The sequence below is a fragment of the Thalassolituus sp. UBA2590 genome, from assembly GCF_002339775.1.
Taxonomy (GTDB): Bacteria; Pseudomonadota; Gammaproteobacteria; order Pseudomonadales; family Oceanobacteraceae; genus Thalassolituus.
Window position 1 is genome coordinate 1 of the sequence record NZ_DDKU01000076.1, and the last position, 26845, is coordinate 26845.

The window sequence follows — 26845 nt, forward strand, 5'->3', positions numbered from 1 at the left end:
AAGGTCACTTCAATCTGTGGCATACCACGTGCTGCTGGCGGAATGTCTGCCAGGTCGAAACGACCCAGTGACTTGTTCTGCGCAGCCTGCTTACGCTCACCCTGTACCACGTGAATGGTTACCGCGGTCTGATTGTCTTCTGCGGTTGAGAATACCTGCGATTTCTTAGTAGGAATCGTGGTGTTTTTCTCAATCACTGGGGTTGCTACGCCACCCATGGTTTCGATACCGAGGGTCAGCGGAGTCACGTCGAGCAGCAGAACGTCTTTAACATCGCCTGACAGTACCGCACCCTGAATCGATGCACCGACAGCAACTGCCTCATCCGGGTTAACATCCTTACGTGGCTCTTTGCCGAAGAACTCAGAAACCGCCTTCTGAACCATTGGCATACGGGTCTGACCACCCACCAGAATGACTTCGTCAATTTCTGACGCACTCAGATCAGCATCCGCAAGTGCAGTGCGGCATGGCTCGAGTGAACGCTTAACCAGCTCTTCTACCAGCGACTCCAGCTTAGCGCGGGTCACTTTGACGTTAAGGTGCTTAGGACCAGACGCATCAGCAGTGATGTACGGCAGGTTTACGTCAGTCTGCTGGCTTGAAGACAACTCAACTTTCGCTTTTTCTGCGGCTTCTTTCAGACGCTGCAGGGCCAGCGGGTCGTTGTGCAGATCGATACCGCTTTCTTTCTTGAATTCGTCCGCCAGGTATTCGATCAGACGCAGGTCAAAGTCTTCACCACCAAGGAAGGTGTCACCGTTGGTCGCCAGAACTTCAAACTGCTTCTCGCCGTCTACGTCCGCAACTTCGATGATAGAGATATCGAATGTACCACCACCCAGGTCGTATACCGCGATAGTACGGTCACCCGACTGCTTGTCGATACCGTACGCCAGCGCCGCTGCAGTTGGCTCGTTGATAATACGCTTGACTTCGAGGCCCGCGATTTTACCGGCGTCTTTTGTTGCCTGACGCTGTGAATCGTTGAAGTAAGCCGGAACAGTAATTACTGCTTCAGTCACTTCTTCACCCAGGTAGTCTTCTGCAGTTTTCTTCATTTTCTTCAGAACTTCTGCAGACACCTGTGGCGGTGCAAACTTATCGCCTTTCACTTCAACCCAAGCGTCACCATTGCCCGCTTCGATGATTTTGTAAGGCACCATTTTGATGTCTTTCTGAACGACGTCGTCTTTGAAGCGACGACCGATCAGACGCTTAACTGCGAACAGCGTGTTCTGTGGATTAGTAACAGCCTGACGTTTTGCAGACTGACCAACCAGAGTCTCGTCGTCGGTGTAAGCGATGATAGAAGGGGTTGTACGATCACCTTCGGCGTTCTCAATAACACGCGCCTTGTCACCGTCCATAATCGCAACACATGAGTTAGTGGTGCCGAGGTCGATACCAATAATTTTACCCATAATTGAATCTCCAATTTGCCGCCTGCTGCGGCTATCTGAAACTTTGTAAAAACAGCGTTATCTGTCGTTGTTAGCTATATAAGGTCACGTTTTTTGCTTTCAAGACCTTATTCCATACTTTTTATCAGGCATTCTCGTCGATCTGAGCGGCGCCTTTGCTGACCATCACCATTGCTGGGCGCAGCAGACGGCCATTCAGGGTGTAGCCCTTCTGCATCACGGCCATGACTGTGTTTGGCGCCAGTTCTGCATTTTCAACCATGCTCATTGCCTGATGTAGCTCTGGGTTGAAAGGCTCGCCTTCCGGGTTTACCTGCTCAACTTTGAAGCGTTCAAGCGAACTGATTAAGCCGGAAAGGGTCATTTCCATACCTTCACGGATCGCTTTGGTCGCTTCTTCTTCCGGCGCTGCAGCCAGACCGCGCTCCAGATTATCGACAACGGTCAACATTTCGTTGGCGAACTTTTCGACAGCGAACTTGTGCGCCTTTTCGACGTCCTGCTCTGCACGACGGCGAACATTCTGCATTTCAGCCTGCACACGCAGGACCTGATCTTTGGCTTCTGCCACTTCCGCACGGGCAGCTTCCAACTCAGCATCAGCCGGAGCTTCTGCCTCTACATCAGCGTTTTCAACCGCTTCCTGTTCGGCAGTTTCTTCCAGAATTTCTTCCTGGGGTTTCTGTTCTTCAGACATCAGTCACCTCTGTCATCGGTCTTAATTCATATCGCTGTCGGCTATATGGGGCCAGCCGTTGGCAGTTCAACCCCTGTTTTCAATCCCGGTTCATGGAAAACACCTTGACAGAAACCGATACTGTATATAAAAACACTGTATATACATTCAGACCAGAGGATGTCGTATGCTGACCTCACTGTCGATTCATCAGTTCGCCCTGATCGAGCATATGGAGCTCGATTTCTCTCAAGGCATGACGGTTATCACCGGTGAGACCGGCGCCGGTAAGTCTATTCTGCTGGGCGCACTGGGGCTGACACTGGGGCAACGTGCAGAAGCCGGAGCTGTGCGACAGGGGCAGGATAAAGCCGATGTCGCGGCAACTTTCTCTACCAATGCCGCCGCTCTGGAATGGCTCAGGCAGCATGAACTCCCTGCCGACGACGATAACGTTATACTTCGTCGGGTCATTTCTGCAGAAGGCCGTTCACGTGGTTATGTGAACGGCCGTCCGGTGTCTGCAGCCGACCTTCGTGATCTTGGGCAGCACCTTATCGGCATTCATTCACAACACGCGCATCAACGGTTGCTGGAAAAAGACGCCGCACGTGACATTCTCGACGCCTATGCAGGGCTAAACCCCCTCGCAGAGACCGTTCGCCGTGGGTTTTCAGCCTGGAAGAAAGAAGAGAAGCGCTTACACACACTGCGCGAATCCAGCAGCGAACTTCTGGCGCAAAGACAACTGCTTGAGTATCAGGTCAGTGAATTGCGCGAACTGGACCTGAAAGAGGACGAACTCAACGACCTCGAGCTCGAACAGAAACGTTTGTCCGGTGCAGAGAACACTCTGATCTGTGGCCAGTCGGCCATGATCGTCTGTAACGGTGGAGATTCCGGCGACGATGCTGCCAGCCAGATGGTTCACCGCGCTCTGCAGGAAGTCGATAGCATCAACGATACACACCCGTTATTGGACGAAGTCCGTGACATGCTGAATCAGGCACAAATTCAACTCGATGAAGCGGCCAGCTCTCTGCAGCGGTATCTGGATAACATCGATATGAACCCACACCGTCTGCAGCAGATTGATGCCCGCCTGAGCGAGCTTTATAGCATGGCGCGCAAACATCAGATCCGGCCCGAGTCGCTTTATGCCCACTGGCAGGAACAGGAAGCGGCATTAGAAGCCATGAGCCTGTCAGACGATGACCTGGAAGCATTGGAAGAAGAAGTGGTCAATCTCAGAGCGATCTGTCTGAAAGACGCTCAGCAGCTGTCTGCTAAGCGTCAGAAAGCGGCCAGTAAACTGAGCAGTGCAGTAAGCAGTCACTTCGACTCCCTGGGCCTCGGCAAGGCTATTTTTACCACCCGATGCGATGAATTGCCTGACGGTGAACTGAACCCGCACGGGCTTAACTTTGTTGGCTTTGAAGTGCAAACCAACCCAGGTATGCCCGCAGGTCCCCTGGCTAAAGTTGCTTCTGGGGGCGAACTCTCGCGTATCAGCCTTGCACTGCAGGTCGTCACTGCAGCAACGTCGCACACCCCATGTCTGATCTTCGATGAGGTCGACGTCGGTGTGGGCGGAGGCACCGCTGAGCGTGTCGGACGCCTGATGCGTGAGCTTGGTGAACAGGCCCAGATTATGTGCGTGACCCACCAGCCTCAGGTAGCGGCACAGGCCCATAATCACTTTCAGGTGAGTAAAGTCAGCGGCGACTCAGCCACGCACACCAGCATCCGCACTCTAAGCACCTCTCAGCGTAAAGAAGAGCTGGCGCGCATGCTGGGCGGCGTTGAAATCACTCAACAGACACTGGCTCATGCGGGTGAAATGCTGGCCATGGCAGGTTCTTAAAGCGTCTGGCTCATAACGTATCAGTAGGTATAAACAGATATAAAAAAAGAGCCGCAATTGCGGCTCTTTTTGATTGTACTTGCTAATAATAGCCTGACGTCACTTCTTACGAACGTACAGTACCAGACTGTGATCAACCAGCTCAAAACCATGTTCTTCAGCAATTTCGTGCTGCAGGCGTTCGATCTGTTCGTTCGAGAATTCAATCACGGTGCCGTCTTCGACGTTCACCATGTGGTCGTGGTGTTCGCCACGTGCGAGTTCGAATACAGAATGGCCGCCATCGAAGTTGTGACGTTCAACCAGACCCGCACTTTCAAACTGAGTCAGTACACGATAAACAGTGGCAAGACCCACGTCTTCACCCGCGTCGATCAATGAACGATACACGTCTTCAGCACTCATGTGCGCTTCTGGGTTACTCTCAAGAATACTGAGAATTTTGACTCGGGGCAGCGTGACCTTCAGGCCCGCTTTACGAAGTTCCATGTTCTGTTCTGACACGGTATTCCTCTATCATTTCACAGTGGATGGGGTGATCAGGTATCATCCCGTCCATTCTTAATAACTAATGCCCGGATTTAACCCTGACTATGCGAGCTTTAATTCTGACCGGATTACTGGGTTTTGCAACCCTTTCCGGCTGTACCTTCCCAGGCGTCTACAAACTCAACGTTCAACAGGGCAATATCGTTACCCAGGACATGTTGGATCAGCTGGAGCCCGGTATGACTGAACGCCAGGTCATCTATCTGATGGGCAACCCTGTCGCGAGAAACCCATTTTCAGATCAGCGTTGGAACTACATCTACACCCTGGAAGTGAGAGATAAAGTCACCAAACGCTATCAGGTCACACTGCACTTCGACGACGCCGCACTTTACAGCCACTACAGTGGTGAGCTGCCGCCCGAAGAGTTCAGCGAAGAAAACCAGACCAGCGAAGTGCCGCCTGAAGAGCGCAACCCGACTATCCCTAGCGTCGAAGAGTAATTACTCTTCGGCTTTTTTGGCCTTGGCAGCGCGGTTTGCTCGCGCCTGCTTAGGATCAATAATCAGGGGACGGTATATCTCTACCCGATCCCCTGCTTTCAGTACTTCACTGTCAGGCGAACGCACTGCCTTACCGAAAATTCCAAACTTGGCAGCACTCAGATCCAGCTCTGGAAATTCATCCACGATGCAGGATGCCTCAACAGCCTGAATCATGGTTGTGCCCGGCACGACATCAATCGCGATAATTTTTTGCTTATCAGGCAAGGCGTACGCCACCTCAACCTGAAATTTTTCGTCACTCATATATTTCCTTCGCGCGCTTAACAAACGCATCGACCATCATTCCGGCTACCTGCTTAAATAGCGCTCCCATGGCGGCTCCGGCAATGCGGCTGGCCATTTCAAACTCAAGTTCAAGCGTTACTTTGCAGGCCTCATCAGACAGCTTCTGAAAGTGCCAGGTACCGGTGAATTTGCTGAATGGCCCTTCAACCAGACTGATTTTCATCGTTTCCGGGCGATTGAGTTCATTACGCGTTGTAAAGCTCTGCTCAAAACCGGCTTTGGCTAGCGTCAGTCGTGCCTCGATAAAATCCTCAGACTCATCGATCACATGCGTCGACTCACAGCCCTGAAGAAATTCGGGATAACGACGCACGTCATTCACCAGGTCAAACATTTGCTCTGCGGTATGTAAAACAAGCGCGCTTCGCGATATTCGGGTCATCTAACTCAACCAACTGTTAATTCAATAAGGCATAACATCATGGCCTCATAGGAGGCCATGATAAAACACGAATAATACCGCGAGCGGCGATACAACTCGAATCATAAAGCGCCAGAGTGTAAGCAATCGCTCACTTTTCATACGTGCTTCATCTGCGATGGCTCTGCGGGTCATAAACCACCCGACAAACAGCGAAATCAACACGCCACCCGCTGGCAGTAGAATGTTCGTCGTCAGAAAGTCGAGCACATCGAAGAATGTTTTACCTTTCACTTCGTATTCGAGGCCACCGGTTGACCCCAGTGACTCTTTTAACGTTCCGACATCCGCATAAAGCAGGAACTCATCGTGCTGAACCGCCCCGTCACCATCAACACCTTCAACAGTCACAAAATACTGGTGGTTCTCCCACTCATTGAATGACATTACAGTACCCAGCCCTATCACCCAGGCCAGAGCGCACACTGCAATCGTCGCACGACCACGACTGAACCCTTTCTCAACCGCCCAGGCGACGGCAGGTTCAGCCAATGAAATTGCCGAACTCCAGGCTGCAATCGCTACCAGTACGAAGAATGCAGTACCGATTACCACACCACCGGGCAGCTGCCCAAACGCAATCGGCAGAGTCTGAAACATCAAGCCCGGACCCGCACCCGGTTCAAGTCCGTTAGAGAACACGATCGGGAAGATAACCAGGCCTGCGACCAGAGCCACCAAAGTATCAAGAGCGCCGACGGTCAGAATAGTCTTACCTAATCGGGAGTTCGCTGGCATGTAGGCGCCATAAGCCATGATGGCCCCCATGCCCAGCGAGAGCGTAAAGAACGAGTGCCCTAGTGCGGTAACCACGGCTTCCTGAGTGAGCTTTTCTGGCTCAAAACGAAACAAGAAATCCCATCCCTGACTGAATCCAGGCGTTGTAAGGCTATACCCAAGAAGCACCAGTAACATGACGAAAAGCAGAGGCATCAATAGCCTAAGTGACGTCTCCAGCCCACGATGAACCCCTCTTGAGATAACGAAACCAACAAGGAACAGAAATAAGGTGTGATAACCAATTAAGGTGCCGGGGTCTGCCAACAAGCCTCCGAATAACGCCCCCGCATCTTCGGCTGAAATATCCACAAAAGTACCTGTTACCATGGCCTGTGAGTAATAAAGCGTCCAGCCGGCGATAACACTGTAAAACGACAGAATAAAGAACCCTGCCACCGCGCCCATCCAGCCGATGCCCGAAAAGAACGCCGGGGCTTTATACTTGGCTGTCAGGCGATGCATGGTATTAATCGGGCTCATCCGGGCCTTACGACCCAGCAACACCTCGGCCATCATGACCGGGATACCTACCGACAGAATGCACAGCAGATACACCATCACGAATGCTCCACCACCGTACTCACCGGTGATGTATGGAAACTTCCAGATATTACCTAATCCTACAGCCGAACCCACGGCCGCAAGAATGAATGTCCAGCGACTTGCCCAGATACCATGCATACCGCGCTTATCTGACGTCATTACCATTATCCTTATTCTGCGAAGGGGCTATTGTCCGAAATTTAAACGCTTGCCTCAAGCTCCCCCCCTCTGCCCTTCAGACTCACTGTCAGTTATACTGACGCGATGAGCAAAAAGAAAAAAGCCAATAGCGGCTCCTCAACAATCGCGCTGAACAAAAAGGCCAAACACGATTTCTTTCTGGAAGATAAGCTCGAAGCAGGTCTTGAGCTGCTCGGCTGGGAAGTAAAATCGATTCGTGAAGGCAAAGTTCAGCTGCTGGATTCCTTTATCGAGTTTCATCGTGGTGAAGCCTGGCTGCATAACGCCCAGATTACACCGATGACTCAGGCATCAACGCACGTTGTTGCTGAACCTCGCCGCCAGCGCAAACTGCTGCTGCATCGTCGTGAGATTGAGCGCTACTCACAGAAGGTACAGGCGAAAGGTTATACCTGTGTCTGCACTGCACTCTACTGGAAGGGGCATCACGTCAAAGCCGAGATTGCCCTCGCCAAAGGTAAGCAGAGCCATGACAAGCGCAACACGGCCAAAGACCGTGACTGGGCGAAGCAGAAAGAACGCATTATGAAGCACTCAGTGCGCTGACAGCTCACTGCAACCTGTGCTACATTAGCGACTGTTCTGGGGTTGAACTTCCACTAATTAACCCCATCTAAAGAACAAGGATCAGAAATGATCCAGCTCCTGGCTGAGAGCGACCAGAATTCGGGGATGATCTGGATTCGACGTTGATTACAAAGCTATGGGTGCATGCCGAGAGCGTACGACGATCTCGTAAATAAACGTTGTACATTTAAATATTCGCAAACGACGAATCTTACGCACTAGCGGCCTAATAGCCCCGCTTACCTCCGAACCCGGGTTCCTGTAACCGGGGGACGAGGGCGCAGCCCTACAGGATCGTCCGGAGGCTTTGCTGGGAGCCAAAGGACTAAACGTAATCCAGCTCGTTCCGAACGGCCTGTCTCTCGGCCCGTGACGAACTAAATCAATAGAGAAGACTAAGCATGTAGATCCTCTAGTGGAGGATTGGCGGACGCGGGTTCAAATCCCGCCATCTCCACCAAATAAGAAACCCTAACAGATTGATTCTGTTAGGGTTTTTCTTTTATAGGCAGTTCGAAAATTAAAGAATGACTACATCTTGCCTACAGCCAGTGGATTCAGTTTTACCGCCTCGATCATATGATCGGGCGACAAATGCGCATACCTCATCGTCATAGAAAGTGATGAATGACCAAGAAGCTTTTGTAGCGCCAATATATTTCCCCCATTCATCATGAAGTGACTTGCGAACGTATGCCTCAACACGTGAGCCGCTTGCCCTTTTGGAAGTTCAATTCCTGATTCGTCCAGAGCCCTTCGAAATGCACTCAGCGAAAAGCTGAACTCACCAAACTTTTCCAGGTGAGCATGGATTTCATTAAAAAGATCTTCATCCACAGGGACACTTCGAGACTTGCCACTCTTGGTTCCGTGAAAACTCACTTTTCCATCACGCACATGACGTAACTTCAACCCCTCCGCCTCGCTCCACCTTGCACCTGTTGCCAGACAAATCTTGGTCAGAAGTAGAACGTGAGGGTTCTGAGTGAATGATTCGATGGTGATTAACAAATGTCGGATCTGCTCGATCGTGAGCCATGAGAGTTCACGCTCATCTATCTTGATCGGCTTAATCTTCGCCAAGGGATTGGTGTACTCGATTTCACCTACTTCGGACAGGTAGTTGTATACCGCATTCATGTAGCCCAGGTGATTGTTAATGGTCTTTTCTGAAATGCCGGATTCTGTCTTGTAACTCAGATAGGCTGTGAAATCTTTTGCTTTCAGATCAATCCCTTTCGGGTTTCCCAGCCACTCTGCAATATCCATCAGGCACTTTCGGCGACGCGCGCCGTCTTTGAGATAGCCGCCCTTCGCTTTGTACCAGATATCTATTAGTTCATTCAGATGTCGGGGATCTCGCTTACTGGTATTCCAGTCCTTCCCCTGGTGCACAGCACTGAGCACAAACTTTTCAAACCGCGCGGCCTCCGCTCTGGTATCAAACTTCTTCCGAACTCGTTTCCCCTTTCTTCCCTCGGGGTATAGATCAACGAGCCATTTCTCACCATCCTTTTTGATCGTCATCCTACTTCAAGTCCTGCCACGTAAACTTCGGTTCGTAACTCTCACCCTCCATCTTCCACGCAGTAAAGTTCGTATAGAGCTTTTTCAACCACTCCGCCTTTCCGAGATCCGGTACTTGAAGAGCAGACTCTTCGATCTGTTTGGTCTCAAAGAGAGTATTGATATCTCCAGGCAAACAAATCTTTAACTCGCTCGTTTTGATTAAATCTGCCCGCCCCTTCTGAATCAGATATGAGGCAAGGTCTTTCAAACGGTTCTTTCCGCTTCCATCGCTGCAAAGGTTCATTCCAGATCCTATGAAAATACACTGCTTGATTCCCATAAGTTCCGGCTGAATTGTTTCGATAAGAGCGTAAAGGTCATTCTTTTCATCACTACGCTGAATGAACTGAACTTTGCCAAACCATTCCGGCCTGGTCATCAGATCGTCCGATCCCGGATGAAGATTGCTGACATTTTCAAATACGCGGAGAACAGTACCCGTAGACCGATCTGGTGACATATGAAAAGGCAAGTCTGTATTCCCAGTAATCAGCCAGAACGCATATCTTGGCCATCTCGCTGCAACTTTCTCGACGACATCGCCCCTTGGCACCCGCCCCTCATTCTCGATGCCCTCGATAGTTCTTTTCGGAACACCGATTTCCTTTCCAAATTCCTCTCTGCTTTTTGACTCCACCTCTCGGATGAGCCTCATCTTTTCAGAAAGTGTTGACATATAGAAATCCCCTATATAAGGTTTCAACTACCTGTTTTCAGGTATGCACAACCTGATTAAGGCTAATTACAGCCATGTACCTGTGACAATCCAACAAAGTGCAGAAATGTCCCGCAAAGTTCAACTAAGAGGCGTTCATGGAAGAAGCGAATTCAATTATAAACCCAGCGGCATCTGTAAGTGCTGGGCCAGTTGTCACTAAGAAGTTGTTCTCCCAGCTGACAGGTCTCTCCGAAGAAACCATTCGCGGAATGATCAACCGAGGTCATTTGCCAACCTTCCGCATCGGACGTCATCGCCTGGTCAACATGGCACTGATTACCAAAGAAGCGCTAGAGGCCGATTATGACCTTTAAGGCGTCCTTGTTGATAGGAGTGCGCCGCGCCAGCGGCGCGTCCACACACTTTAATAGTGGACTCTTGTCCCATATTGGGAATATCGCATGATCGACCGTCTCGTCATCCATATCCCATTCGCCGACCAGTACGTCGTTAACGGCAATAACGAGGACACCGGCATCATGGATGTGGCCCATCTCCTCAACACAGAGGCCACCGTTGCGGGCCGCACAGTAAACCGCTCCAGCGATGGCAAGATCATAGTAGAAGATCTGTATCACCCCTATGAATCGATCCCATCGTGGGCATCCGGCATGGCGGTCAAGTCATTCACCCGCCCGATGAACGCTTGGCCGTATGTGGAAATAAAGGCCAGTCCGGCAAAACTGCTTCTGGGGCACAACGTTTATGGAACTGAAGACTACAAGAAATGTGTCGCTGAAATGTTGGGCTTGCTCGCTATCTCGTTCCCAAGCCTTAATAGCATGCTTGATGTCGCTGCCTCTCATATATCCAGCCTTGACGTCACCTATTCCGTGAAAGCGGAATCTCAGCAGATCGCTGATCAGTTTATTAAATACTGCGCCTCCCTTCGCTCGGGTCAAACGAAATCCCGGGAGCAATACCCAACGACTGTTTACTTCGGAAAGCGAGATTCACGGCATAAGCGCCTGAAGGTCTACCTCAAGCATTACGAATTAAAAAATTACATTTCTGAGCTCAAGAAGAAAAACGCAGATGGTGAATACGATGAGGCCATTGCCATTAACTCATCAGAAGAACTCGTCGATTACACACGCGGACTCATTCGATTTGAAGCAACGATAAGAAAGCGCTGGTTAACAGAACGTGCCATTCCCTCAGGTCTCGTTCAGCTCGGTAAATACGCCAATCAATTTCAAGAAGAGCACGGAAAGTCACTGTGGAAGCAGCTTCATGAGGAAGCCTTTAAAGACGTGTTCAAAACATTCGAAGGTGGGCAGGTCATGGACTATTCAGACGATCACGTACTAGGGCGATTGAAAGCCACACACTCTAAGCCAAGAAATAACGGATCGATGAATCACTCCGTAGCCTTAAGAGCGTTCCGGTTCTATCGGTCTATTGCCAGTGAAGGGTACGACGAAATACACGCGACAACCCCCAGCAGTACTTTCTATCGGCAGATCGGTCACCTGAAGGAAGCTGGCATTCCCCTGGCTAACTTACAGAACCTTCACAAGATCAAGTCAAATGTAGTCCCGGTCATTCAGTTGATAAAAATGGATTACGAAAAGCAGCACCCTGCGACCTATCAAGAACCGGCATCCGGCTTGAACCGCCCCAAACTTTCATTAGTCAGCTAATTAACGGAGAACGTTATGCTTAAAATCTCAATCATCGATGGGCACCACCAGGTACAGCAACGCCAAACAAAAAACGGTGTGCGCTATTTCCAAGAAGCGTATGCCCACCTTGGCGGAGCATTCCCTCAACAAATCGAAGTTCCTCTTCGTGACCCAGTAGATGCCAAACCTATTGGCGACTACACGCTGGATTTAAGCACCTTTCAAGTAGGCCGCTTTAAGAATCTCGAACTCAATCCATTTGAGTTGAAGTTACTTCCCGCTCAGAAAAGCGTTCAGAAGGTCAGCTAGTGAACGTGGTGGTCGTATGCGGAGATGCTGTCAGCGTGAATAGCGACGGCTCTCCTGTGTGTCCCTCGGGATGGTTAACACAAATCGCAACCGTCCCGTTTGACGTCAGCCAGATCAACCCAGAGGTTGCTACGGCTATGTTCGGCGCAGGGTTCGCCCTGTTTATCACTCCCTGGGCAGCAGCCTGGGGCGTAACTCAAATCTTAAAACTCGTGAGGTAATCACTATGGATGCAACTGCAATCTCAACCATCACCGCTGCTGTGGACTACGGAACCGTTATCACTGGTATTGCTGCTGTCGCTGCTGCTGTCGTCGTTGTGCTGGTAGCCGTGAAAGGCGCCAAGATGCTGCTCTCAATGGTTCGCGGCGCGTAACACTCAGGGGGCTTCGGCCCCTTTTTTTAGTCAAGGTATCACTCATGCTTGACCTCTATTACTGGACATTCTTCGTCGCTGGATTCGCGACATCCTATGCCTGCTTTTCTCGGTGGTGATTACTATGAGAATAACTACCTTTCTGCTCATCATGATGACGTCTATCGCTGCACTCTCCAATGAGGAGGATCGTGGAGAGTACGGTTCATACTGGTTCGTCAATGGCTATTATCAAAACCCTGATTACTACGGGTCAACTCCATATGCTGCTGCACTTACCGTTTGCACTTCTTCTGATTCTTATCAATGCACAGATATGGTCTTCGATTCTTGGGTCGAAGGTTCCTGGGCCAAGTTTAAGAAACGATTTGCAGACGGTCAGTTGGCTATCGTTCCTACCATAGTTATGTATTCGCAGTGCGGTGCGAGCTCCTCAGAAGTCCCTAGCTGCCAAGAGGGGTACGGCCAAGGTGCTGAAATATGTGAGGATGGCTTCCCCTCTGACGTTCTCGGATACGATGATGCTTGCGACCGGCGAGCGTTAAAGCAATGTTCAGACGGTAGTTACGTTCGCGAAGACATTGGAATATGTCCGACCCTTTGCACCGATGCAGAAACTTGTTACGAGTTCGTAATTAATGAGACCGGGGGTTGTCCAGTAGGATCGTCCGAAGACTTTACATATCAAGATCCAGAGAACTTCAGCCTGTCTTGTTATGACATTCCGCTCGATTCTCCCGACCTTGCTGACAACGGAGGGAACGAAGACGGAGATCCATACAATGACCCCGCGACTCCTGAATGGGCCGGTTCCAACTCTCCCACTATAAACGATACTCATCCAGACACTTTAACATCTGGTATTGGTAACGAGCTTTCTGGTTACTTCGGGAATCTCGAACGTGTTACTAGGGACAACCTAGAGCAGTCACAAACCAACACTGCAACCCTAGAGTACGCTATTGAGCAAAATACACTCTCTACCTCTAACGGTCTCAACGGTATATCTAATCAACTGAATACGTTAGATACGATATCGAACCAGCTAAGCGGCATTGCTCAATCTGTCGCGCCTGGGGAGTGCAACCCTGAAAGCTCAAACTACTATGCCTGTCTCAATACGGACATGGGAGACTTTCCCGCACACAGCAGCACCGGCGGAGCATCAACAATCGACGAGGCTGTAACCTCTTACAAATCGAGAATTGAGAACTCAGAATTAGTCTCATCTTTTTCAGGCATGTCTGATTTGGTAGATACAAGCAACGCCCAATGCCCGACATTCTCAATTGATCTTAGAGATACGATCATTGGAGTTGTAGCCTCCACTTCTGTTCATTGCGATCTTATGGATACCGTCGAAAGCTACATAGGCGTTCTCATGATCATCATCTACATATGGGCTGGTTTTAGAGTTTTTGCGAGCGCTTAATTATGGACGAAATACAACAGAACACTTGTAGCTGGTACGACCCCTCATGCGCCCTTGAATGGTGGAGGGACGAGTTACAGTCATGGGGGGTATGGTTACTCGACTCTCTACTCTCAGCTATTGCGGGGGTTTTTGAAGCTATCCCACCCCCCGACTTCATGGCGGATGTAGGACAGTACACTCTTCCGCCTTCAGTCAGCTGGGCCATTTCCGTTTTTCAAGTAGATGTCGGTATAGGAATTATTGTTTCCGCGTACACCGCCCGATTCATTCTTAAACGAATACCCATCATAGGATAAACAATGACCATTACGGCCTATACCGGACTACCTGGACACGGGAAATCATATGGCGTAGTTGAAAATGTCATAGCTCCTGCATTGAAAGAAATGCGACAGGTATTCACTAACATTCCGATGAATGAAGAGATCTGCCTATCCCGATACGGAATGTCCGTCACACAGTTCGACATCAAAGACATCATTGAGAATTCTGCCTGGTGGTCTGAAGTTTTCGTTCCAGGCTCATTGATCGTCATAGATGAGATTTGGCAGTTATGGCCAGCGGGAACAAATGCGAGAAATGTCAGAGATCAGGACAAATCTTTCCTCGCTGAGCATCGCCATTTGGTAGGTGAGAATGGTCTCGCAACTGAGATCGTTTTTGTTACCCAGGACCTAAGCCAGATCGCGAACTTCGCACGATCACTGATAGAGACGACCTTCAGGGTCACAAAACTTTCAAACTTAGGATTGAATAACCATTACAGGGTCGATGTGTACTATGGTGCCGTCACAGGCGCTTCGCCCCCGATTTCTAAGCGTGTCAGCGAGATACAGGGAAAGTTTAAGAAAGAGGTATACGCGCTTTATAAAAGCCATACCAAGAGCATGACGGGGTCAGCCGGTAATGAAAACCGAGTTGATGGCCGATTTAATGCTCTCAAAGGACTAAACTTCCGGCTTGGTATCGCGGCTGGCATCGTGGCGCTGTGCTTCGCAGCTTATCTCATTCCCGAGACACTGAAAGCATATAACTACGATTCAACAACAGTTAAGGCAACGGATAACCCCGATCTCTCAGCTACTCCCATCGGTGAACGCCCCTCTACACCGATTATCAGCTCCTCAAGAAAACAGCCTTTCAAGTTCTTGTCTGAAGCTGATGAGATCTATATCTCGTACAACAATGGTCGGTTTCCAAAGATCCAATATCGCTTCACCGTTAACCAGGGCGGAAACTTCACACACCTGACTTCGGCAAACTTACTGACTCTCGAATACACGGTCGATCCAGTCAATGAGTGCATGGTAAAGGTGTCAGGCCCAGACTATAACGGTGTAGTCTTATGCAAACGTGAGGACTCACAGGGGTTCATTGAAGAAATGCTAGGGGGTTCATCTGATACGTGAGAGTGCGGAGCGTAGCGACAAACCTCACGTACAGATGAACTACTCATAGTTCAGTTTCGCATGCGAAATCGTAGTTTCTCATCGCTTCGTGATCCAGTTTCGCATGCGAAATCGTAGTTTCAGATAGCACCTCCCTGATTGACCAGCCAAGCGGCGACTGAGCGCACCACCGGGGGTATGGGGGCGGTAGCGCCCCATGGTTGCCATAATCCGCATCAGCGTTATCATTTGCCGCTCTAGTTATAGGGAGATACAGATGTCTGAAGTTGTTAGAACCGTTTTTATTCCTTCATCCCTAGAGTCGAAATCCGGAATGTTTGGTGGTGAAAAGCCCACTGACATCGTTGATGGGAACTCATTGGCAATAGAAATCCAGAAGGCCTGCAACGATTTAGTTGATTCCGGTTATCAAGTAACCCAGGTTATGCCTGTCTCTTCCGGCGGCAACAACTATAAGAATGGTGTTGGTTATGGCTATGGCTTTAGCTACACATCAGGAGTGATCATTGTCGCAACTAACAAAGTGCCTACATAGTGACTACAAAGCTGTGCTTTTGAGTGCTCTAAAGTGATCTTGTTTCGTTGGGAACCCCGATATTAGGCACATTCAATCACTACGAATCGCACTGCAGCGGGTTCAAATCCCGCCATCTCCACCAAACAAATAAAAAGGCCCCACCTGTTTTTCAGGTGGGGCCTTTTTATTTGTCTGACGATTGTGATTCTGAATCGATCATAGTTCCGGGTTCTTCTGATTGCCTGGAGCAATCAGTACCGCCGCAGGCGCCCGAAGGGGCTGGGCCATGGATGGCCCAGAGTACAATCCCGCCATATCAGCATACGGAAAAACCCAGCAGATAGATTACATTAGACTTCTTCACTCACCATCTCAGAAATATTGCCCTAAAGACTATATTCCGACTACAGAGCAAAAACATCAAATTCGCTATTTGCGAACTCACGTTTATTGGGTTATCATACGTCCACTGTTGAGAATTAAGAGTTATCGCCAGTAGTACCTGGGTATTTAGTTACCCATGGAAGCTTCGCTTCTGCCATTATCCCCGCAACAGTTCATCTAGGACACACTGCGAGGGACGGACCGATATCTGGGCGAGAACCTGGACCTTCGGTCCGGTAAAAGGGGGTCACAGCCAAAAATCTCTTATCCATGAAGCACGGGCGAGACTAGCTAGCAATTTCGCTAAGCTAGGTTTCATGGAGGGTCATTATGATCACGAAAATACTCAACAGGTTTTGGCTGGCACCTAAGTCGGAAGACAGTCCCAAGAAGAACAAGATTTGGAAAGTTCTGTGGAAGTTAGTGAAGTTTGCTTTGTATCTTTACAAGCTTTTCAAATTCTTCGAGGGGGATGACACCGACTAAGGTGTACCCCTGTTTTACAGGAGAAAGAACATGATCAGCAAAGTACTTAGATTGATTAGGCAATTCCATAAAATGAGCCAGCTAGAGCTGGCAGCAAAGCTCGATATATCGAAGTCGTATCTCAGCGAACTTGAATCAGGGAAAAAGACTGTTTCCCTCGCGCTTTTAGAAAAATATTCATCCATCTTTGACATCCCAGCTTCTTCTTTAGTATTTCTCTCCGAGACACTCTCGCACGAGAACCCGAAGAAGTTCTCAGACAGATTCGGAAAAGGATTTTCAGAAAAAGTAATTACCGTCATGGAATGGCTCGTTGATAAAGAAACCCAAAAGAAAGCCTAAAATAGCTTCGAAGAATAAAAACTATGGCATCCAAGACTGCTGCCTATACAAGGTAGGCAGCCTGAAGAAACTTGCCCAACTCCTTCATACTGACATTAGCACGTTGACATCTTTATGTGACAACAATCTCTATAATGTTTTTACCGATAACGGTCGAATAATCGAGCAACCAATCGGAGCTAGAGACATTGTTCAGACTAGAATTGCTTCTTTACTCGTCAGAATAAAACCTTCGGACTGCCTTCATTCTGGTATCAAAAAGAGAAGCCATATAACAAATGCAAAAGTCCATTTAGGAAATCATCCTTTGTTAACGTCAGATATAAGGGGATTTTTTCAATCAACGACTCGGGAAAGTATATATAAATTTTTTCATCGCCAGCTAAAATGCTCTAAAGATGTTTCGTCAATTTTGTCTGACATCTGCACAATTAATGGTCATGTCCCTACCGGTAGTCGCATAAGCATGGTAATTGCTTACTGGGCAAACAAGCCCATGTTTGATGAGTGGGAAAGTCTCGCCAAAGCGAAAAGCCTTAATTTTTCTATATTCGTAGACGACATAACCTTCTCTGGTCAAAATTTAAACAGAAAGTTCATATCTCTAATAAAGAAAATTGCGATCCGTTACGGCCACCAACTTCACCCTAAGAAAACGAAGCTTTATCGTGCGAATTCAATTAAGAATGTCACAGGGACTGCAATAGATGGTAACAAACTTGTGTTATCCCAAAAGAATCGTCATAAAATCTACTCCGATATGATGCTATGGCACGCATCTGATAAGGCTATTCCCCATGAAAAACTCGAAAGTAGGATCTTAGGGAAACTAACTGCTCAGTCTCAAGTTGACCCAATATATAAAGACAAAGCCCGTTCATTTAGAAATGGAATAAAGATGCGGGATGGCTCTTAACTGTGATGCCCACGCGATTGTTTCTGGTGGTCACCCCGGTGCAGCGCCAATGCGTGCTGTACTAGCTCGTGTCAACATCAGGATTGATGACATCCGGAATGGAACATGGTTACCGCGACGCACGGCCGATACTCCGCACCCTAAAATGCCAATGGCAGTCCCACACTCCCGGATTCATCGAAAAGGTTACTACAAATGGCTCGGCTTCGAGTTTGATACGCTCGATATCGAGACGATGACCGAGCAGGATGTAGAACGCTTACTAAGAGGTATTGAATATGACCTCGAGTTCTCATGTTTTCCTGACTACGTTATGCTGTCGGCAGACCAACTTAGAAAAGAACACGGTGCCTGAAATGGAGTTTTACCAAGTATTCGAGAACGACCATGACTACATGGTCCCGGACCTAGATCCGGACGAAGTTGAAGAAAAACGCGGTGATGATGACTTCGTTCTGTTTACCAAGCCAAGATCCTATGCTGACGACTGGGTTCCTTTGGAGTTGGAGTTCAAAATGGATGGCTCACTGCCAACCATTCCAACGATTTCCCGGTGGCGTAACTACCTTGTCTTGCATGAGTCTGCTTATAAGCAATTCAGGGACCTGCTCGAACCTCACGGCGAGTTTTTACCATGCACTCATCAGGGTTCAGCCTTTTATTTGTTCAATACCCTAACGATTGCAGAGGACTTAAAGGCTGTTAAGCCGGATAGCGTCACTCGAAAGGGGAACCTTCTAAGTTCTATTCAATTTGACAAAAATAGCCTGAAGGGTGTCCCCGTCTTCAGAACCAAAGAAAGCTACGTGAGTGTTTACTGCACGGATATATTCAAGAAAGCGGTAGAAGACGCCCAGCTAGAGGGCCTCTTGTTCAGCGAGAACCTGACGCATCTCTAAACAGCAATCACACCGCAACCTGCTTATCCCGCGGCGCGTACTCAAAAACATCAGAGTAGCAGTTCGCTTCAGTTAGCCCATACGGTGCCAGCTGATCAATGGTGCCATACACCATTCGGGGCGACCCACAGAGGTAAGCGACTGTATTACCTGAGACGCCTTGATCTTCCTGGATGACTTCGAAAATAAATCCCGTGCGCCCGTTCCACTCTGGATGTTCAGATTCGAGTATGGGTGTAAAACTGAGCTTTTCGTCCTGAGTTTCCCATTCCCGGAATTCTTCGAGCAGGTAGAAGTCATCAATATTTTTATTTGACCAATACACTCGGACGTCTGCACTCGGATCTCGTGCCACTATTTCTTCGGCCAGGCATTTTATTTTTGATATCCCCGACCCTGCCGCAACCAGCAGATGGGGTTGTTTCAGATTGCTTTGTAAGAACGCGCGCCCCATTGGCAGTGCCACGGTCAGGTGTTCCTGACGGCCACAAATTTGCACAAGGCGGCGTAAAAGCTTTTCGGTGAACAGACTGCCGTTCTGTATGAAGAGTTGTAACCTGCCCGGTTGTTTACTGTCAGGTCGATTAGCGACCGAGTAAAACAAAGAGTGAGCCTGCCCATCAATATCGATATTCAACTGTAAATAGTGGCCGGCGATATAGCGTAGGGCAGCACCTATCGACGATTCCAGCTCCACTTGGAATGTCCCCCGGTTAAGGAAGCGTACACTCGCTACCCGGCACTCATGGGAATATCGTTCTGGTACCTCTACTGCGGCCACTTCACTCATTATTCATCCACTCACGTTGTTCGGGCCTGTTAACACTAATTAAACAGGTCCTCGGTGCCCACTTCCGGGCTATGACTTCTGATGGGGATAAGCTTAGAAAACTCGTTTAATGAATAAAAATGGTATATTTTCACCATTCAATTACTTTTCTTCATCATTAGATGGATAAGCCATGATCGAACGTAGTCATCTCAGAATCATTCAGGCCGTCGAAGAGCATGGCTCACTGACGGCCGCTGCCAGAGAGCTGTGCGTCACTCAGTCTGCACTCAGCCATACGGTGCGCAAACTCGAAGACAACCTGGGAACGCCTGTCTGGCTTCGCGAGGGTCGCAGTCTCAGACTCACTCAGGCAGGCCGGTACTTGCTCAACATCGCCAACCGGGTGCTGCCTCTGCTCTTTCATGCTGAAGATAAACTGAAGCAGATGGCTATGGGGGAGCGTGGCACTCTGCGTATCGGGATGGAATGTCACCCATGCTACCAGTGGCTCCTGAAGGTAGTGTCTCCGTTTCTGGATGCATGGCCGGATGTGGATGTCGACGTTAAACAGAAATTTCAGTTCGGTGGTGTCGGTGCCCTGCTCGACTATGAAATTGATCTGCTGGTCACTCCTGACCCGTTTTACAAAAGTAACCTGAGCTTTACCCCAGTGTTTGATTACGAACAGGTACTAGTGGTGCCCAAAGATCATACTCTCACGAATCAGCCATTCGCGGAGCCAGAAGACTTGCGCAATGAGGTCTTGCTGACCTACCCCGTCGCCACCGACCGTCTGGATATCTACTCACAGTTTCTGACACCTGCGGGAGTAGTCCCAAAGCAACACAAGACCAGTGAGACCACGGAGATCATGCTGCAAATGGTCGCTTGTCAGCGCGGCGTTGCTGCCTTGCCTCGCTGGTTAGCAGAAGAATATTGCCAGCGACTGCCACTCGATGTTGTTCGCCTGGGAGAGCAGGGTATTGCGAAGCAGATCTTCCTGGGGACGCGGGAAGGCGACGAGGAGATCGGTTACCTGAAGGCCTTTATTGATCTCGCGAAAGACTACGAGCACCCCTTTTCTGCCTGAGCCAGGGGGGATTTACCCTACTTCGGTATACGACCACTTTCAGAGCCATGGTGAGCGGGGAGCCCTCGCCGCCCGCCAACCCATTATATTTAATCATGCATTGATTATATAAAATCAATTTTACTCATACATAAAACAGCGTAAAACGTGCTCTCAGATCGTATCCGAGACGGTATTGAGTCAGTTTCGGAGCGACGACATCGAACACAAAACCTGGAAAACGGGAGATACGCAGTCATGAGTAACGGTTTTTCATACACACTCAAGCGTGTGATCTTTGACGAAGATTACACGCCCTCCGATGCCACACGCGTCACCACTAACTTCGCCAACCTTGCCCGGGGTGAGCAACGCAAAGCAAATCTGCGCAGCGCTTTGCGAATGATTGACCGCCGCTTTAATGCTCTGGCTCCGTGGGATAATTCACGTGGCGACCGCTACTCGCTTGAGCTTGAAATTATTTCTGTCGATATTGATGTCGAGGGCAATGGCCACGGCTTCCCCTCTATCGAGATACTCAAAACCAATATTATCGATCATAAGACCAATAAGCGTATCGAAGGGATCGTAGGTAATAACTTTTCGTCGTACGTGCGCGACTATGATTTCAGCGTACTGCTTCGTGAATACAATGCCGGCCAGAAAAAATTCAGTATTCCTGACGACTTTGGCGAACTGCACGGCAAGCTATTTAAAGACTTTCTTAAGTCCGATACGTACAAAGAGAATTTCAGCAAATTACCGGTTGTCTGCCTCAGTGTTTCAGACACCAAAACGTATCACCGCACTGAAAACCAGCACCCGGTTCTTGGGGTGGAATACACTCCGAATGAGACCTCGCTGACAGAACAGTACTTCAGAAAAATGGGCTTCGACGTCCGCTATTTTATGCCGCCAGACAGTGTCGCTCCACTGGCATTTTACTTTATCGGTGACCTGCTTACGGACTACACGAATCTGGAACTGATCAGCACCATCAGCACCATGGAAACCTTTCAGAAGATTTATCGGCCTGAAATCTATAATGCTAATTCGGCCGCCGGGTACGAGTATCAGCCTGATCTGACACACAGTGATCACTCACTTACGCAGGTTGTGTATGACCGCGACGAACGCAGCCAGCTGGCAATTAAACAGGGCAAGTTCGCCGAAGAACACTTCATTAAGCCGTACCAGAAAATTCTTGAACAATGGTCAGCCGATTTCGCCTGAACTATTACCTGTATTCAGAAAGAGCCAACAACAGAGCTAACAACAGAGCTAACAATGAAAAAGCTATTTCCAACGTCAACGGCAGGCAGCCTGCCTAAACCCACATGGCTAGCAGAACCCGAGAAACTTTGGTCGCCATGGAAACTCGACGGTAAAGCGCTCCTCGATGGAAAGCAGGATGCCCTGCGCGTCTCTCTTCAGGAACAACTGGCCGCAGGCATCGATATCGTCAGTGATGGTGAACAGACTCGCCAACACTTTGTGACCACCTTTATCGAAAACCTGAGCGGCGTCGATTTTGAGAATAAGAAAACCGTGCGTATCCGCGACCGTTACGACGCCAGTGTACCTGGAGTGATTGGTCCGGTGAGTCGTCAGAAATCGGTGTTTGTTGAAGATGCTAAGTTTCTGCGCGGTCAGACAAGCCAGCCGATTAAGTGGGCTCTACCCGGGCCTATGACTATGGTTGATACCCTCTACGATGATTACTATCAGGATCGTAAAACGCTCGCATTCGAGTTCGCCAAGGCTCTGAATGAGGAGGCTCGTGAGTTACAGGCGGCCGGCGTTGATATTATTCAGTTTGATGAGCCGGCCTTTAACGTATTCCTCGATGAGGTTAATGACTGGGGCATCGAAGCGCTGGAAAGAGCGACCGAAGGTCTGACCTGTGAGACCGCTGTGCATATCTGTTATGGCTATGGCATTAAAGCCAACACCGACTGGAAAAAGACGCTCGGGGCTGAGTGGCGTCATTACGAAACAACGTTTCCCGCGATCCAGAAATCCAGCATTAATATTGTTTCGCTGGAATGCCATAACGGCCGTGTCCCGATGGAAGTTCTGACTCTACTTAAGGGTAAGAAGATTATGGTGGGCGCCATCGACGTAGCAACCGATACGATTGAAACGCCAGAAGAAGTCGCAGCGACGCTTCGTGAAGCACTGAAATACGCCGATGCCGATAAGATTTATCCTTGCACTAACTGTGGTATGGCCCCTCTTTCACGGGAGATTGCGCGTCAGAAGTTGCAGGCCCTGGCGGCTGGTGCTGAGATCATTCGCAAAGAACTGGCGGATTAAGCATGGATATCATTGAGTTTATGTCAGGTCACCTGATGACCATTCTGGCATTAGCAGTCACAGGGGTATTCGCTGGGATTCTTGCTGGGCTACTAGGTGTAGGCGGCGGTATTGTGATTGTGCCTGTGCTGTATTTCCTGTTTCAGGGGTTTGGCGTATCAGCCGACTCAGCCATGTTAGTCGCGACGGCTACCTCTCTCGCAACTATTATTCCGACCTCCGTCAGTTCAATACGCTCACATCACCGGCTTGGAAATGTGGACATAGCACTATTCAAACGATGGAGCCTGTTTATTTTCTCGGGTGTTCTGGCAGGAAGCTGGCTGGTAACTCGCGCAGACGGCGACTGGCTGACCCTCCTGTTCGGTATCATTGCAACACTTGCGGCACTGAACATGTTGTTCAGAGCAGGAAAGCCCGCATTGTTCCCGGGATTACCCAATCCTGGCGGCCAGGCCGTCATGGGATCGTCAATCGGTTTTTTCAGTGCGATGGTCGGTATAGGTGGGGGCACGCTTTCTGTACCACTGCTTACCCTGTTTAACTATCCTGCGCATAAAGCCGTGGGAACGGCAGCGGCAATCGGGCTAATTATTGCGTTGCCAGGCGCACTGGTGATGCTTTTACTAGGTACGACCCCAGAAGATGCACCCGTTGGCACCTTTGGTTTAGTCAACCTGATCGGCTTTATCTGCATAGTGCCGTTGACGGTACTGTTCGCACCCGTGGGCGCCCGGCTTGCCTCATCACTTGATGCGGGATTGCTCAAAAAAATCTTTGCCATTGTTCTGCTGTTTACCGGGTTACGTATGTTGGTACAACTCTCGCTGTAGTTCACGTCATAAATCGCCTGACTGCCTGGCCAGACTCTAGCGGACACTCTCTGCAGGAGACTGTATGAGCGGTCAGGCTTTTTCTCCACTCAGAGTCATCTCACTTAATTGCCTTACTCCTCGCTTTAACCTTATCCTCTTGAGCCGATTCGTGGTTACTAGTCATGGCCACGACGTAATCCCCCAATCCAGGCCCACCTGTATTCAACAGTTCCTTTACTCTTCTTTCAATGCTCAACACTCAGCCAGATAGACACCCGTCAATGAAAGGTAAATTTCCCGGTCAATAAGATAGATTGTGACTTGTATGCACTACTTTGCTGCCACTTGAGGCTATTCTGGACATCAAGAAGCTGAGTTTTACCACGTGTAGAGCAGCTCAGAATCTAACAATAAGGAGCACGATTAAGTGCCATTTCCGAGCATCATCAGCGGATCACGCCACGCAGTACAATTGAGTGCTGGGTTAGTTGTCGCCTGCTTGTTACTGATGTTCAACGTTCAATCGCACGCCAGTGACATACGGACACTTGACCTGCAGCGGCTGACGGATGAGATCTCGCTTTCCAGTTATGTTGTTCAGGTCCAGCCGGGCTCCGGTGAAGACAGCTTGTCGGAAATCATGGCCTTGCCCGACAGCCGCTGGTCTGGTGTTCCTCAAACCAGCCGAAGCCTGGGGCGCGACTATGGTACCACCTGGTTCCGCGTTGATCTTACGGGCACGAATAATCTGAAGGCAGACAGCGCTTACTTACTACTCGATTACCCTCACTATGATTTCATCGATGTCTTTCTGGTATCTGAATCGGGTGTGGTACAGAGCTTTTATACCGGCGACCAACGTGGCTTTCACTCCCGCCCTGTCGACCAACGAACGTTTCTGTTTCCTCTTGAAAAGCTGAATCAGTCGACAGACGCTAAGGTGTATTTCCGCATCAGCACTCCAGGTCCACTACTGATCCCTTTCAGTCTGGTGACCGGTGCTGAGAGCAAACTCCAGGATCGTAATACATCGATGGCCCTTGGCATTTACTTCGGTATTCTGCTCATCATGTTCGCCTACAATGCCTTTATTTCAGGCTCTCTGCGCGATACAGCTTACATCTATTATCTCGTGTATATGGCGAGTGTCGGGCTACACCAGTTAACTCTTCAGGGGCTTGGGTATCAGTACTTCTGGCCAGACACGTCTCTGTTCGACAATAACTTTGCAGTCGCACTGAGTAGCGCGCTGGTGCAAGGCACTGCTGTCTCTGACGATTCTGATTGCCGCTCTTCTGGCGCACCGGGCTCACGCCATCGAAACCGTCCATTTCACCGGTGACAAAGTCAGTCTCTTACCGCTACTCGAGTTCGTATCAGAGCGGAACGGAGAAACGCTCGACGAAATACTCGTGCGTCCGGAAGAAGACTGGCACCACCGCCAGAACATTAACAACAACCTCGGGCAAACCAGCCAGCCGGTCTGGGCGAGAGTGCGTCTTGCCGGCGTGTCTGAAGCCTTCGGGCAACCCATTGTGCGCCTCAACTACCCACATCATGACTACGTCGACTTCTACCTTTTTGAGCGTGGAAGAATGATCCGTCACTTCTCAGCAGGTGACCAGCTGCCATTTGATAGTCGCCCTATTGATCAGCGAACCTTCTGGTTCCCGCTTGACGATGCGAGCGCCGATGAGCAGGAAATCTACATCCGGATATCTACACCCGGCCCGCTGCTGATGCCACTGGACCTGATGAGCTACAAGGAAGCCGCTGAAGAAGAAAAGCTGCTCTATCTCTGGGCTGGCGCCTTTCTTGGAATTATCGCCATCATGGCGCTGTACAACCTGTTCCTGTACTTCTCACTCACAGAAAGCTCGTACATTCTTTATGTACTGTACCTTCTCAGTGCCGGTGTCATGCAGGCAACTATGTTTGGCTTTGGTGAGCAGTATTTCTGGGGTGACAGACCCGGCGTAAATAACCAGGTCATCGCCTTTCTGGCACCGTTTGTTCAACTTACCGCCATGGCCTTTGTGCTCAAATTTATCGACCTGAAGAACTTCGGTTCTGTACTGGACCGTTCGGTTGCATACCTGATGCTATTCACTCTGATCGTTATGTCGATTGCGAGCTTCACTATGCCCTACAGTCTGATTGTGAAACTCGGTCACTCCATTGCCTTATTTGGCGTTGTCTGTGCTCTCTACATCGGCATAAAAGGCTGGGTCATGGGGATGAAGTCAGCTCGACTGTTCACTATCGCCTGGTTTGCGCATCTGGTTTTCATAGGCTGGTACCTGTTGGATATGACCGGCAAGATTCCAGCGACAGAGCTCGGAAACCATGCCTTTGCGATTGGCTTTATTGCGGAACTTTCACTCCTTTCCATCGCCTTTGCAGATAAGATGAATCAGGAGAAAGAGCTGAGGATTAATTCTCAGACTAAGCTTCTTGATATGCAGGTCGCCATGAATCAGGAGCTGGACAATAAGGTTAAAGAACGTACTTCGGCGCTGGAGAAAGCCAACCGCAGGCTTGAAGAGTTAAGTGTGACCGACGGCCTGACCAAGCTTTTTAACCGCCGATACTTTGATCAGGTTTTCCGTGACCACTACGAGCAATCATACAAAGACCAGCACCCGATCAGTGTCATGATGGTCGATATCGATTTCTTCAAAAAGCTGAACGATAATTATGGCCATGCGTTTGGTGATTTGTGTCTGGTACGTGCCGCCCAACTTATCCGCAAGGTGGTCACTATGCCGGGGGCATTTGCCGCCCGTTATGGTGGTGAAGAGTTCGTTGTCGTCCTGCCTAAAACAACTGAAGAACGCGCTGCTCAGGTTGGCGAAATACTTAGATCAGCATTTGAAAAAACAACCGTGACTCAAGGCAATCAGAGCAAAAACATGACCATCAGCATCGGTGTCGCATGCACCATCCCGTCGCAACCCGGACTGGAAGAGAAACTATTAAGCGTTGCTGATGCCTGCCTGTATCAGTCCAAAGAGAACGGCCGCAATCAGGTTACGCGCTCAGAGCAATTAGACGAAGCAGGCTGATGATACG

Annotated in this window: 29 protein-coding genes and 1 other RNA gene; 21 read left to right on the forward strand and 9 right to left on the reverse strand. The window is 49.5% G+C overall.

Annotated elements, in window-relative coordinates; translation table 11 throughout:
* A partial coding sequence (gene dnaK / locus B2067_RS07100; protein ID WP_301387915.1) for a molecular chaperone DnaK occupies positions 1–1424 on the reverse strand: 1424 nt, incomplete at its 3' end.
* Positions 1425–1548: 124 nt separating this feature from the next.
* Positions 1549–2121 (reverse strand): nucleotide exchange factor GrpE, encoded by a 573-nt coding sequence (grpE, locus tag B2067_RS07105; RefSeq protein WP_068435357.1) that lies wholly within the window; start codon positions 2119–2121, stop codon positions 1549–1551.
* 166 nt (positions 2122–2287) lie between these two features.
* Here grpE and recN point away from each other — a divergent pair, with 166 nt between their 5' ends.
* A complete protein-coding gene (recN, locus tag B2067_RS07110) occupies positions 2288–3964 on the forward strand; it encodes a DNA repair protein RecN (protein ID WP_301387916.1) in 1677 nt (558 codons plus the stop codon).
* A 99-nt stretch (positions 3965–4063) separates the two neighbouring features.
* Here the strand turns inward: recN and fur are convergent, their stop codons facing one another.
* Positions 4064–4453: a ferric iron uptake transcriptional regulator gene (fur, locus tag B2067_RS07115; RefSeq protein WP_301179270.1), complete on the reverse strand. Its 390-nt coding sequence runs from the start codon at positions 4451–4453 to the stop codon at positions 4064–4066.
* A gap of 104 nt (positions 4454–4557) precedes the next feature.
* Between fur and B2067_RS07120 the strand changes: the two genes are divergently transcribed.
* A complete protein-coding gene (locus tag B2067_RS07120) occupies positions 4558–4956 on the forward strand; it encodes an outer membrane protein assembly factor BamE (protein WP_301387917.1) in 399 nt (132 codons plus the stop codon).
* Here B2067_RS07120 and B2067_RS07125 read toward each other — a convergent pair whose 3' ends face one another.
* From B2067_RS07125 to B2067_RS07135, 3 genes are read right to left on the reverse strand one after another with little or no spacing between them, the layout of a single operon-like run.
* Positions 4957–5262 carry an RnfH family protein gene (locus tag B2067_RS07125; protein WP_301387918.1) on the reverse strand — a complete coding sequence of 102 codons (306 nt, stop codon included), beginning with the start codon at positions 5260–5262 and terminating at the stop codon, positions 4957–4959. It abuts the gene before it with no gap.
* Positions 5255–5686 carry a type II toxin-antitoxin system RatA family toxin gene (locus B2067_RS07130; RefSeq protein WP_068435363.1) on the reverse strand — a complete coding sequence of 144 codons (432 nt, stop codon included), beginning with the start codon at positions 5684–5686 and terminating at the stop codon, positions 5255–5257. Before B2067_RS07130 ends, B2067_RS07125 begins: the two co-directional genes overlap by 8 nt.
* Before the next feature lie 45 nt (positions 5687–5731).
* Positions 5732–7207, reverse strand: coding sequence for a sodium-dependent transporter (locus B2067_RS07135; RefSeq protein ID WP_301387919.1), 1476 nt, complete (start codon positions 7205–7207; stop codon positions 5732–5734).
* Positions 7208–7312: 105 nt separating this feature from the next.
* On the opposite strand from B2067_RS07135, the gene smpB reads away from it, so the two are divergent.
* Both smpB and ssrA read left to right on the forward strand, forming a co-directional pair.
* Positions 7313–7795 (forward strand): SsrA-binding protein SmpB, encoded by a 483-nt coding sequence (gene smpB, locus B2067_RS07140; protein WP_273089108.1) that lies wholly within the window; start codon positions 7313–7315, stop codon positions 7793–7795.
* Between the two features lie 122 nt (positions 7796–7917).
* Positions 7918–8276, forward strand: a transfer-messenger RNA (tmRNA) gene (ssrA, locus tag B2067_RS07145).
* A 71-nt stretch (positions 8277–8347) separates the two neighbouring features.
* On the opposite strand, the gene B2067_RS07150 is transcribed toward ssrA, so the two are convergent.
* Both B2067_RS07150 and B2067_RS07155 read right to left on the reverse strand, forming a co-directional pair.
* On the reverse strand, positions 8348–9343 hold the full coding sequence (locus tag B2067_RS07150) for a phage integrase (protein ID WP_301387920.1): 996 nt from the start codon (positions 9341–9343) through the stop codon (positions 8348–8350).
* Position 9344: 1 nt separating this feature from the next.
* A complete protein-coding gene (locus B2067_RS07155) occupies positions 9345–10061 on the reverse strand; it encodes a helix-turn-helix domain-containing protein (RefSeq protein WP_301387922.1) in 717 nt (238 codons plus the stop codon).
* 137 nt (positions 10062–10198) lie between these two features.
* Between B2067_RS07155 and B2067_RS07160 the strand changes: the two genes are divergently transcribed.
* The 11 genes from B2067_RS07160 to B2067_RS07210 all read left to right on the forward strand — a co-directional run bounded on the left by B2067_RS07160 (position 10199) and on the right by B2067_RS07210 (position 18801).
* A complete protein-coding gene (locus B2067_RS07160; protein WP_301387923.1) occupies positions 10199–10417 on the forward strand; it encodes a helix-turn-helix domain-containing protein in 219 nt (72 codons plus the stop codon).
* 87 nt (positions 10418–10504) lie between these two features.
* Positions 10505–11746 (forward strand): phage/plasmid replication protein, II/X family, encoded by a 1242-nt coding sequence (locus B2067_RS07165; RefSeq protein ID WP_301387924.1) that lies wholly within the window; start codon positions 10505–10507, stop codon positions 11744–11746.
* A 15-nt stretch (positions 11747–11761) separates the two neighbouring features.
* Complete coding sequence (locus B2067_RS07170) at positions 11762–12037, forward strand: single-stranded DNA-binding protein (RefSeq protein WP_301387925.1); 276 nt, start codon at positions 11762–11764, stop codon at positions 12035–12037.
* Positions 12038–12263: 226 nt separating this feature from the next.
* The gene (locus B2067_RS07175; RefSeq protein ID WP_287027695.1) at positions 12264–12413 is read left to right on the forward strand and encodes a hypothetical protein; all 150 of its coding nucleotides are present in this window, start codon (positions 12264–12266) and stop codon (positions 12411–12413) included.
* Positions 12414–12537: 124 nt separating this feature from the next.
* The gene (locus tag B2067_RS07180; RefSeq protein WP_301387926.1) at positions 12538–13845 is read left to right on the forward strand and encodes a hypothetical protein; all 1308 of its coding nucleotides are present in this window, start codon (positions 12538–12540) and stop codon (positions 13843–13845) included.
* A 302-nt stretch (positions 13846–14147) separates the two neighbouring features.
* Entirely contained in the window at positions 14148–15257 is a 1110-nt protein-coding gene (locus B2067_RS07185; protein WP_301387927.1) for a zonular occludens toxin domain-containing protein, read from the forward strand.
* A gap of 256 nt (positions 15258–15513) precedes the next feature.
* Positions 15514–15792: a hypothetical protein gene (locus B2067_RS07190; protein WP_301387928.1), complete on the forward strand. Its 279-nt coding sequence runs from the start codon at positions 15514–15516 to the stop codon at positions 15790–15792.
* 882 nt (positions 15793–16674) lie between these two features.
* Entirely contained in the window at positions 16675–16986 is a 312-nt protein-coding gene (locus tag B2067_RS07195) for a helix-turn-helix domain-containing protein (protein ID WP_301387929.1), read from the forward strand.
* A gap of 103 nt (positions 16987–17089) precedes the next feature.
* Positions 17090–17902 (forward strand): reverse transcriptase family protein, encoded by an 813-nt coding sequence (locus B2067_RS07200; RefSeq protein WP_301387950.1) that lies wholly within the window; start codon positions 17090–17092, stop codon positions 17900–17902.
* The gene (locus B2067_RS07205; protein ID WP_301387930.1) at positions 17892–18257 is read left to right on the forward strand and encodes an AHH domain-containing protein; all 366 of its coding nucleotides are present in this window, start codon (positions 17892–17894) and stop codon (positions 18255–18257) included. The genes B2067_RS07200 and B2067_RS07205 overlap by 11 nt, the downstream gene beginning before the upstream one ends.
* Position 18258: 1 nt before the next feature.
* Positions 18259–18801 (forward strand): imm11 family protein, encoded by a 543-nt coding sequence (locus B2067_RS07210; protein ID WP_301387931.1) that lies wholly within the window; start codon positions 18259–18261, stop codon positions 18799–18801.
* Between the two features lie 7 nt (positions 18802–18808).
* On the opposite strand, the gene B2067_RS07215 is transcribed toward B2067_RS07210, so the two are convergent.
* On the reverse strand, positions 18809–19591 hold the full coding sequence (locus B2067_RS07215; RefSeq protein ID WP_301387932.1) for an NAD(P)H-flavin reductase: 783 nt from the start codon (positions 19589–19591) through the stop codon (positions 18809–18811).
* 172 nt (positions 19592–19763) lie between these two features.
* Here B2067_RS07215 and B2067_RS07220 point away from each other — a divergent pair, with 172 nt between their 5' ends.
* The 6 genes from B2067_RS07220 to B2067_RS07245 all read left to right on the forward strand — a co-directional run bounded on the left by B2067_RS07220 (position 19764) and on the right by B2067_RS07245 (position 26838).
* Complete coding sequence (locus B2067_RS07220) at positions 19764–20663, forward strand: LysR family transcriptional regulator (protein ID WP_301387933.1); 900 nt, start codon at positions 19764–19766, stop codon at positions 20661–20663.
* Between the two features lie 237 nt (positions 20664–20900).
* Positions 20901–21875 carry a DUF1852 domain-containing protein gene (locus B2067_RS07225; protein WP_301387934.1) on the forward strand — a complete coding sequence of 325 codons (975 nt, stop codon included), beginning with the start codon at positions 20901–20903 and terminating at the stop codon, positions 21873–21875.
* Between the two features lie 54 nt (positions 21876–21929).
* Positions 21930–22958 (forward strand): methionine synthase, encoded by a 1029-nt coding sequence (locus tag B2067_RS07230; RefSeq protein WP_301387935.1) that lies wholly within the window; start codon positions 21930–21932, stop codon positions 22956–22958.
* Between the two features lie 2 nt (positions 22959–22960).
* Positions 22961–23791: a sulfite exporter TauE/SafE family protein gene (locus B2067_RS07235; RefSeq protein WP_301387936.1), complete on the forward strand. Its 831-nt coding sequence runs from the start codon at positions 22961–22963 to the stop codon at positions 23789–23791.
* Between the two features lie 409 nt (positions 23792–24200).
* Entirely contained in the window at positions 24201–25115 is a 915-nt protein-coding gene (locus tag B2067_RS07240; protein WP_301387937.1) for a 7TMR-DISM family protein, read from the forward strand.
* A complete protein-coding gene (locus B2067_RS07245; RefSeq protein ID WP_301387951.1) occupies positions 25090–26838 on the forward strand; it encodes a sensor domain-containing diguanylate cyclase in 1749 nt (582 codons plus the stop codon). The genes B2067_RS07240 and B2067_RS07245 overlap by 26 nt, the downstream gene beginning before the upstream one ends.
* Positions 26839–26845: the final 7 nt, after the last annotated feature.

Excerpts from the sequence above, each read along its gene's own strand:
- grpE (WP_068435357.1), bottom strand. The coding sequence starts at position 2,121 with ATGTCTGAAGAACAGAAACCCCAGGAAGAAATTCTGGAAGAAACTGCC.
- recN (WP_301387916.1), top strand. The coding sequence starts at position 2,288 with ATGCTGACCTCACTGTCGATTCATCAGTTCGCCCTGATCGAGCATATG.
- fur (WP_301179270.1), bottom strand. The coding sequence starts at position 4,453 with ATGGAACTTCGTAAAGCGGGCCTGAAGGTCACGCTGCCCCGAGTCAAA.
- B2067_RS07120 (WP_301387917.1), top strand. The coding sequence starts at position 4,558 with ATGCGAGCTTTAATTCTGACCGGATTACTGGGTTTTGCAACCCTTTCC.
- B2067_RS07125 (WP_301387918.1), bottom strand. The coding sequence starts at position 5,262 with ATGAGTGACGAAAAATTTCAGGTTGAGGTGGCGTACGCCTTGCCTGAT.
- B2067_RS07130 (WP_068435363.1), bottom strand. The coding sequence starts at position 5,686 with ATGACCCGAATATCGCGAAGCGCGCTTGTTTTACATACCGCAGAGCAA.
- B2067_RS07135 (WP_301387919.1), bottom strand. The coding sequence starts at position 7,207 with ATGACGTCAGATAAGCGCGGTATGCATGGTATCTGGGCAAGTCGCTGG.
- smpB (WP_273089108.1), top strand. The coding sequence starts at position 7,313 with ATGAGCAAAAAGAAAAAAGCCAATAGCGGCTCCTCAACAATCGCGCTG.
- B2067_RS07150 (WP_301387920.1), bottom strand. The coding sequence starts at position 9,343 with ATGACGATCAAAAAGGATGGTGAGAAATGGCTCGTTGATCTATACCCC.
- B2067_RS07155 (WP_301387922.1), bottom strand. The coding sequence starts at position 10,061 with ATGTCAACACTTTCTGAAAAGATGAGGCTCATCCGAGAGGTGGAGTCA.
- B2067_RS07160 (WP_301387923.1), top strand. The coding sequence starts at position 10,199 with ATGGAAGAAGCGAATTCAATTATAAACCCAGCGGCATCTGTAAGTGCT.
- B2067_RS07165 (WP_301387924.1), top strand. The coding sequence starts at position 10,505 with ATGATCGACCGTCTCGTCATCCATATCCCATTCGCCGACCAGTACGTC.
- B2067_RS07170 (WP_301387925.1), top strand. The coding sequence starts at position 11,762 with ATGCTTAAAATCTCAATCATCGATGGGCACCACCAGGTACAGCAACGC.
- B2067_RS07175 (WP_287027695.1), top strand. The coding sequence starts at position 12,264 with ATGGATGCAACTGCAATCTCAACCATCACCGCTGCTGTGGACTACGGA.
- B2067_RS07180 (WP_301387926.1), top strand. The coding sequence starts at position 12,538 with ATGAGAATAACTACCTTTCTGCTCATCATGATGACGTCTATCGCTGCA.
- B2067_RS07185 (WP_301387927.1), top strand. The coding sequence starts at position 14,148 with ATGACCATTACGGCCTATACCGGACTACCTGGACACGGGAAATCATAT.
- B2067_RS07190 (WP_301387928.1), top strand. The coding sequence starts at position 15,514 with ATGTCTGAAGTTGTTAGAACCGTTTTTATTCCTTCATCCCTAGAGTCG.
- B2067_RS07195 (WP_301387929.1), top strand. The coding sequence starts at position 16,675 with ATGATCAGCAAAGTACTTAGATTGATTAGGCAATTCCATAAAATGAGC.
- B2067_RS07205 (WP_301387930.1), top strand. The coding sequence starts at position 17,892 with ATGGCTCTTAACTGTGATGCCCACGCGATTGTTTCTGGTGGTCACCCC.
- B2067_RS07210 (WP_301387931.1), top strand. The coding sequence starts at position 18,259 with ATGGAGTTTTACCAAGTATTCGAGAACGACCATGACTACATGGTCCCG.
- B2067_RS07215 (WP_301387932.1), bottom strand. The coding sequence starts at position 19,591 with ATGAGTGAAGTGGCCGCAGTAGAGGTACCAGAACGATATTCCCATGAG.
- B2067_RS07220 (WP_301387933.1), top strand. The coding sequence starts at position 19,764 with ATGATCGAACGTAGTCATCTCAGAATCATTCAGGCCGTCGAAGAGCAT.
- B2067_RS07225 (WP_301387934.1), top strand. The coding sequence starts at position 20,901 with ATGAGTAACGGTTTTTCATACACACTCAAGCGTGTGATCTTTGACGAA.
- B2067_RS07230 (WP_301387935.1), top strand. The coding sequence starts at position 21,930 with ATGAAAAAGCTATTTCCAACGTCAACGGCAGGCAGCCTGCCTAAACCC.
- B2067_RS07235 (WP_301387936.1), top strand. The coding sequence starts at position 22,961 with ATGGATATCATTGAGTTTATGTCAGGTCACCTGATGACCATTCTGGCA.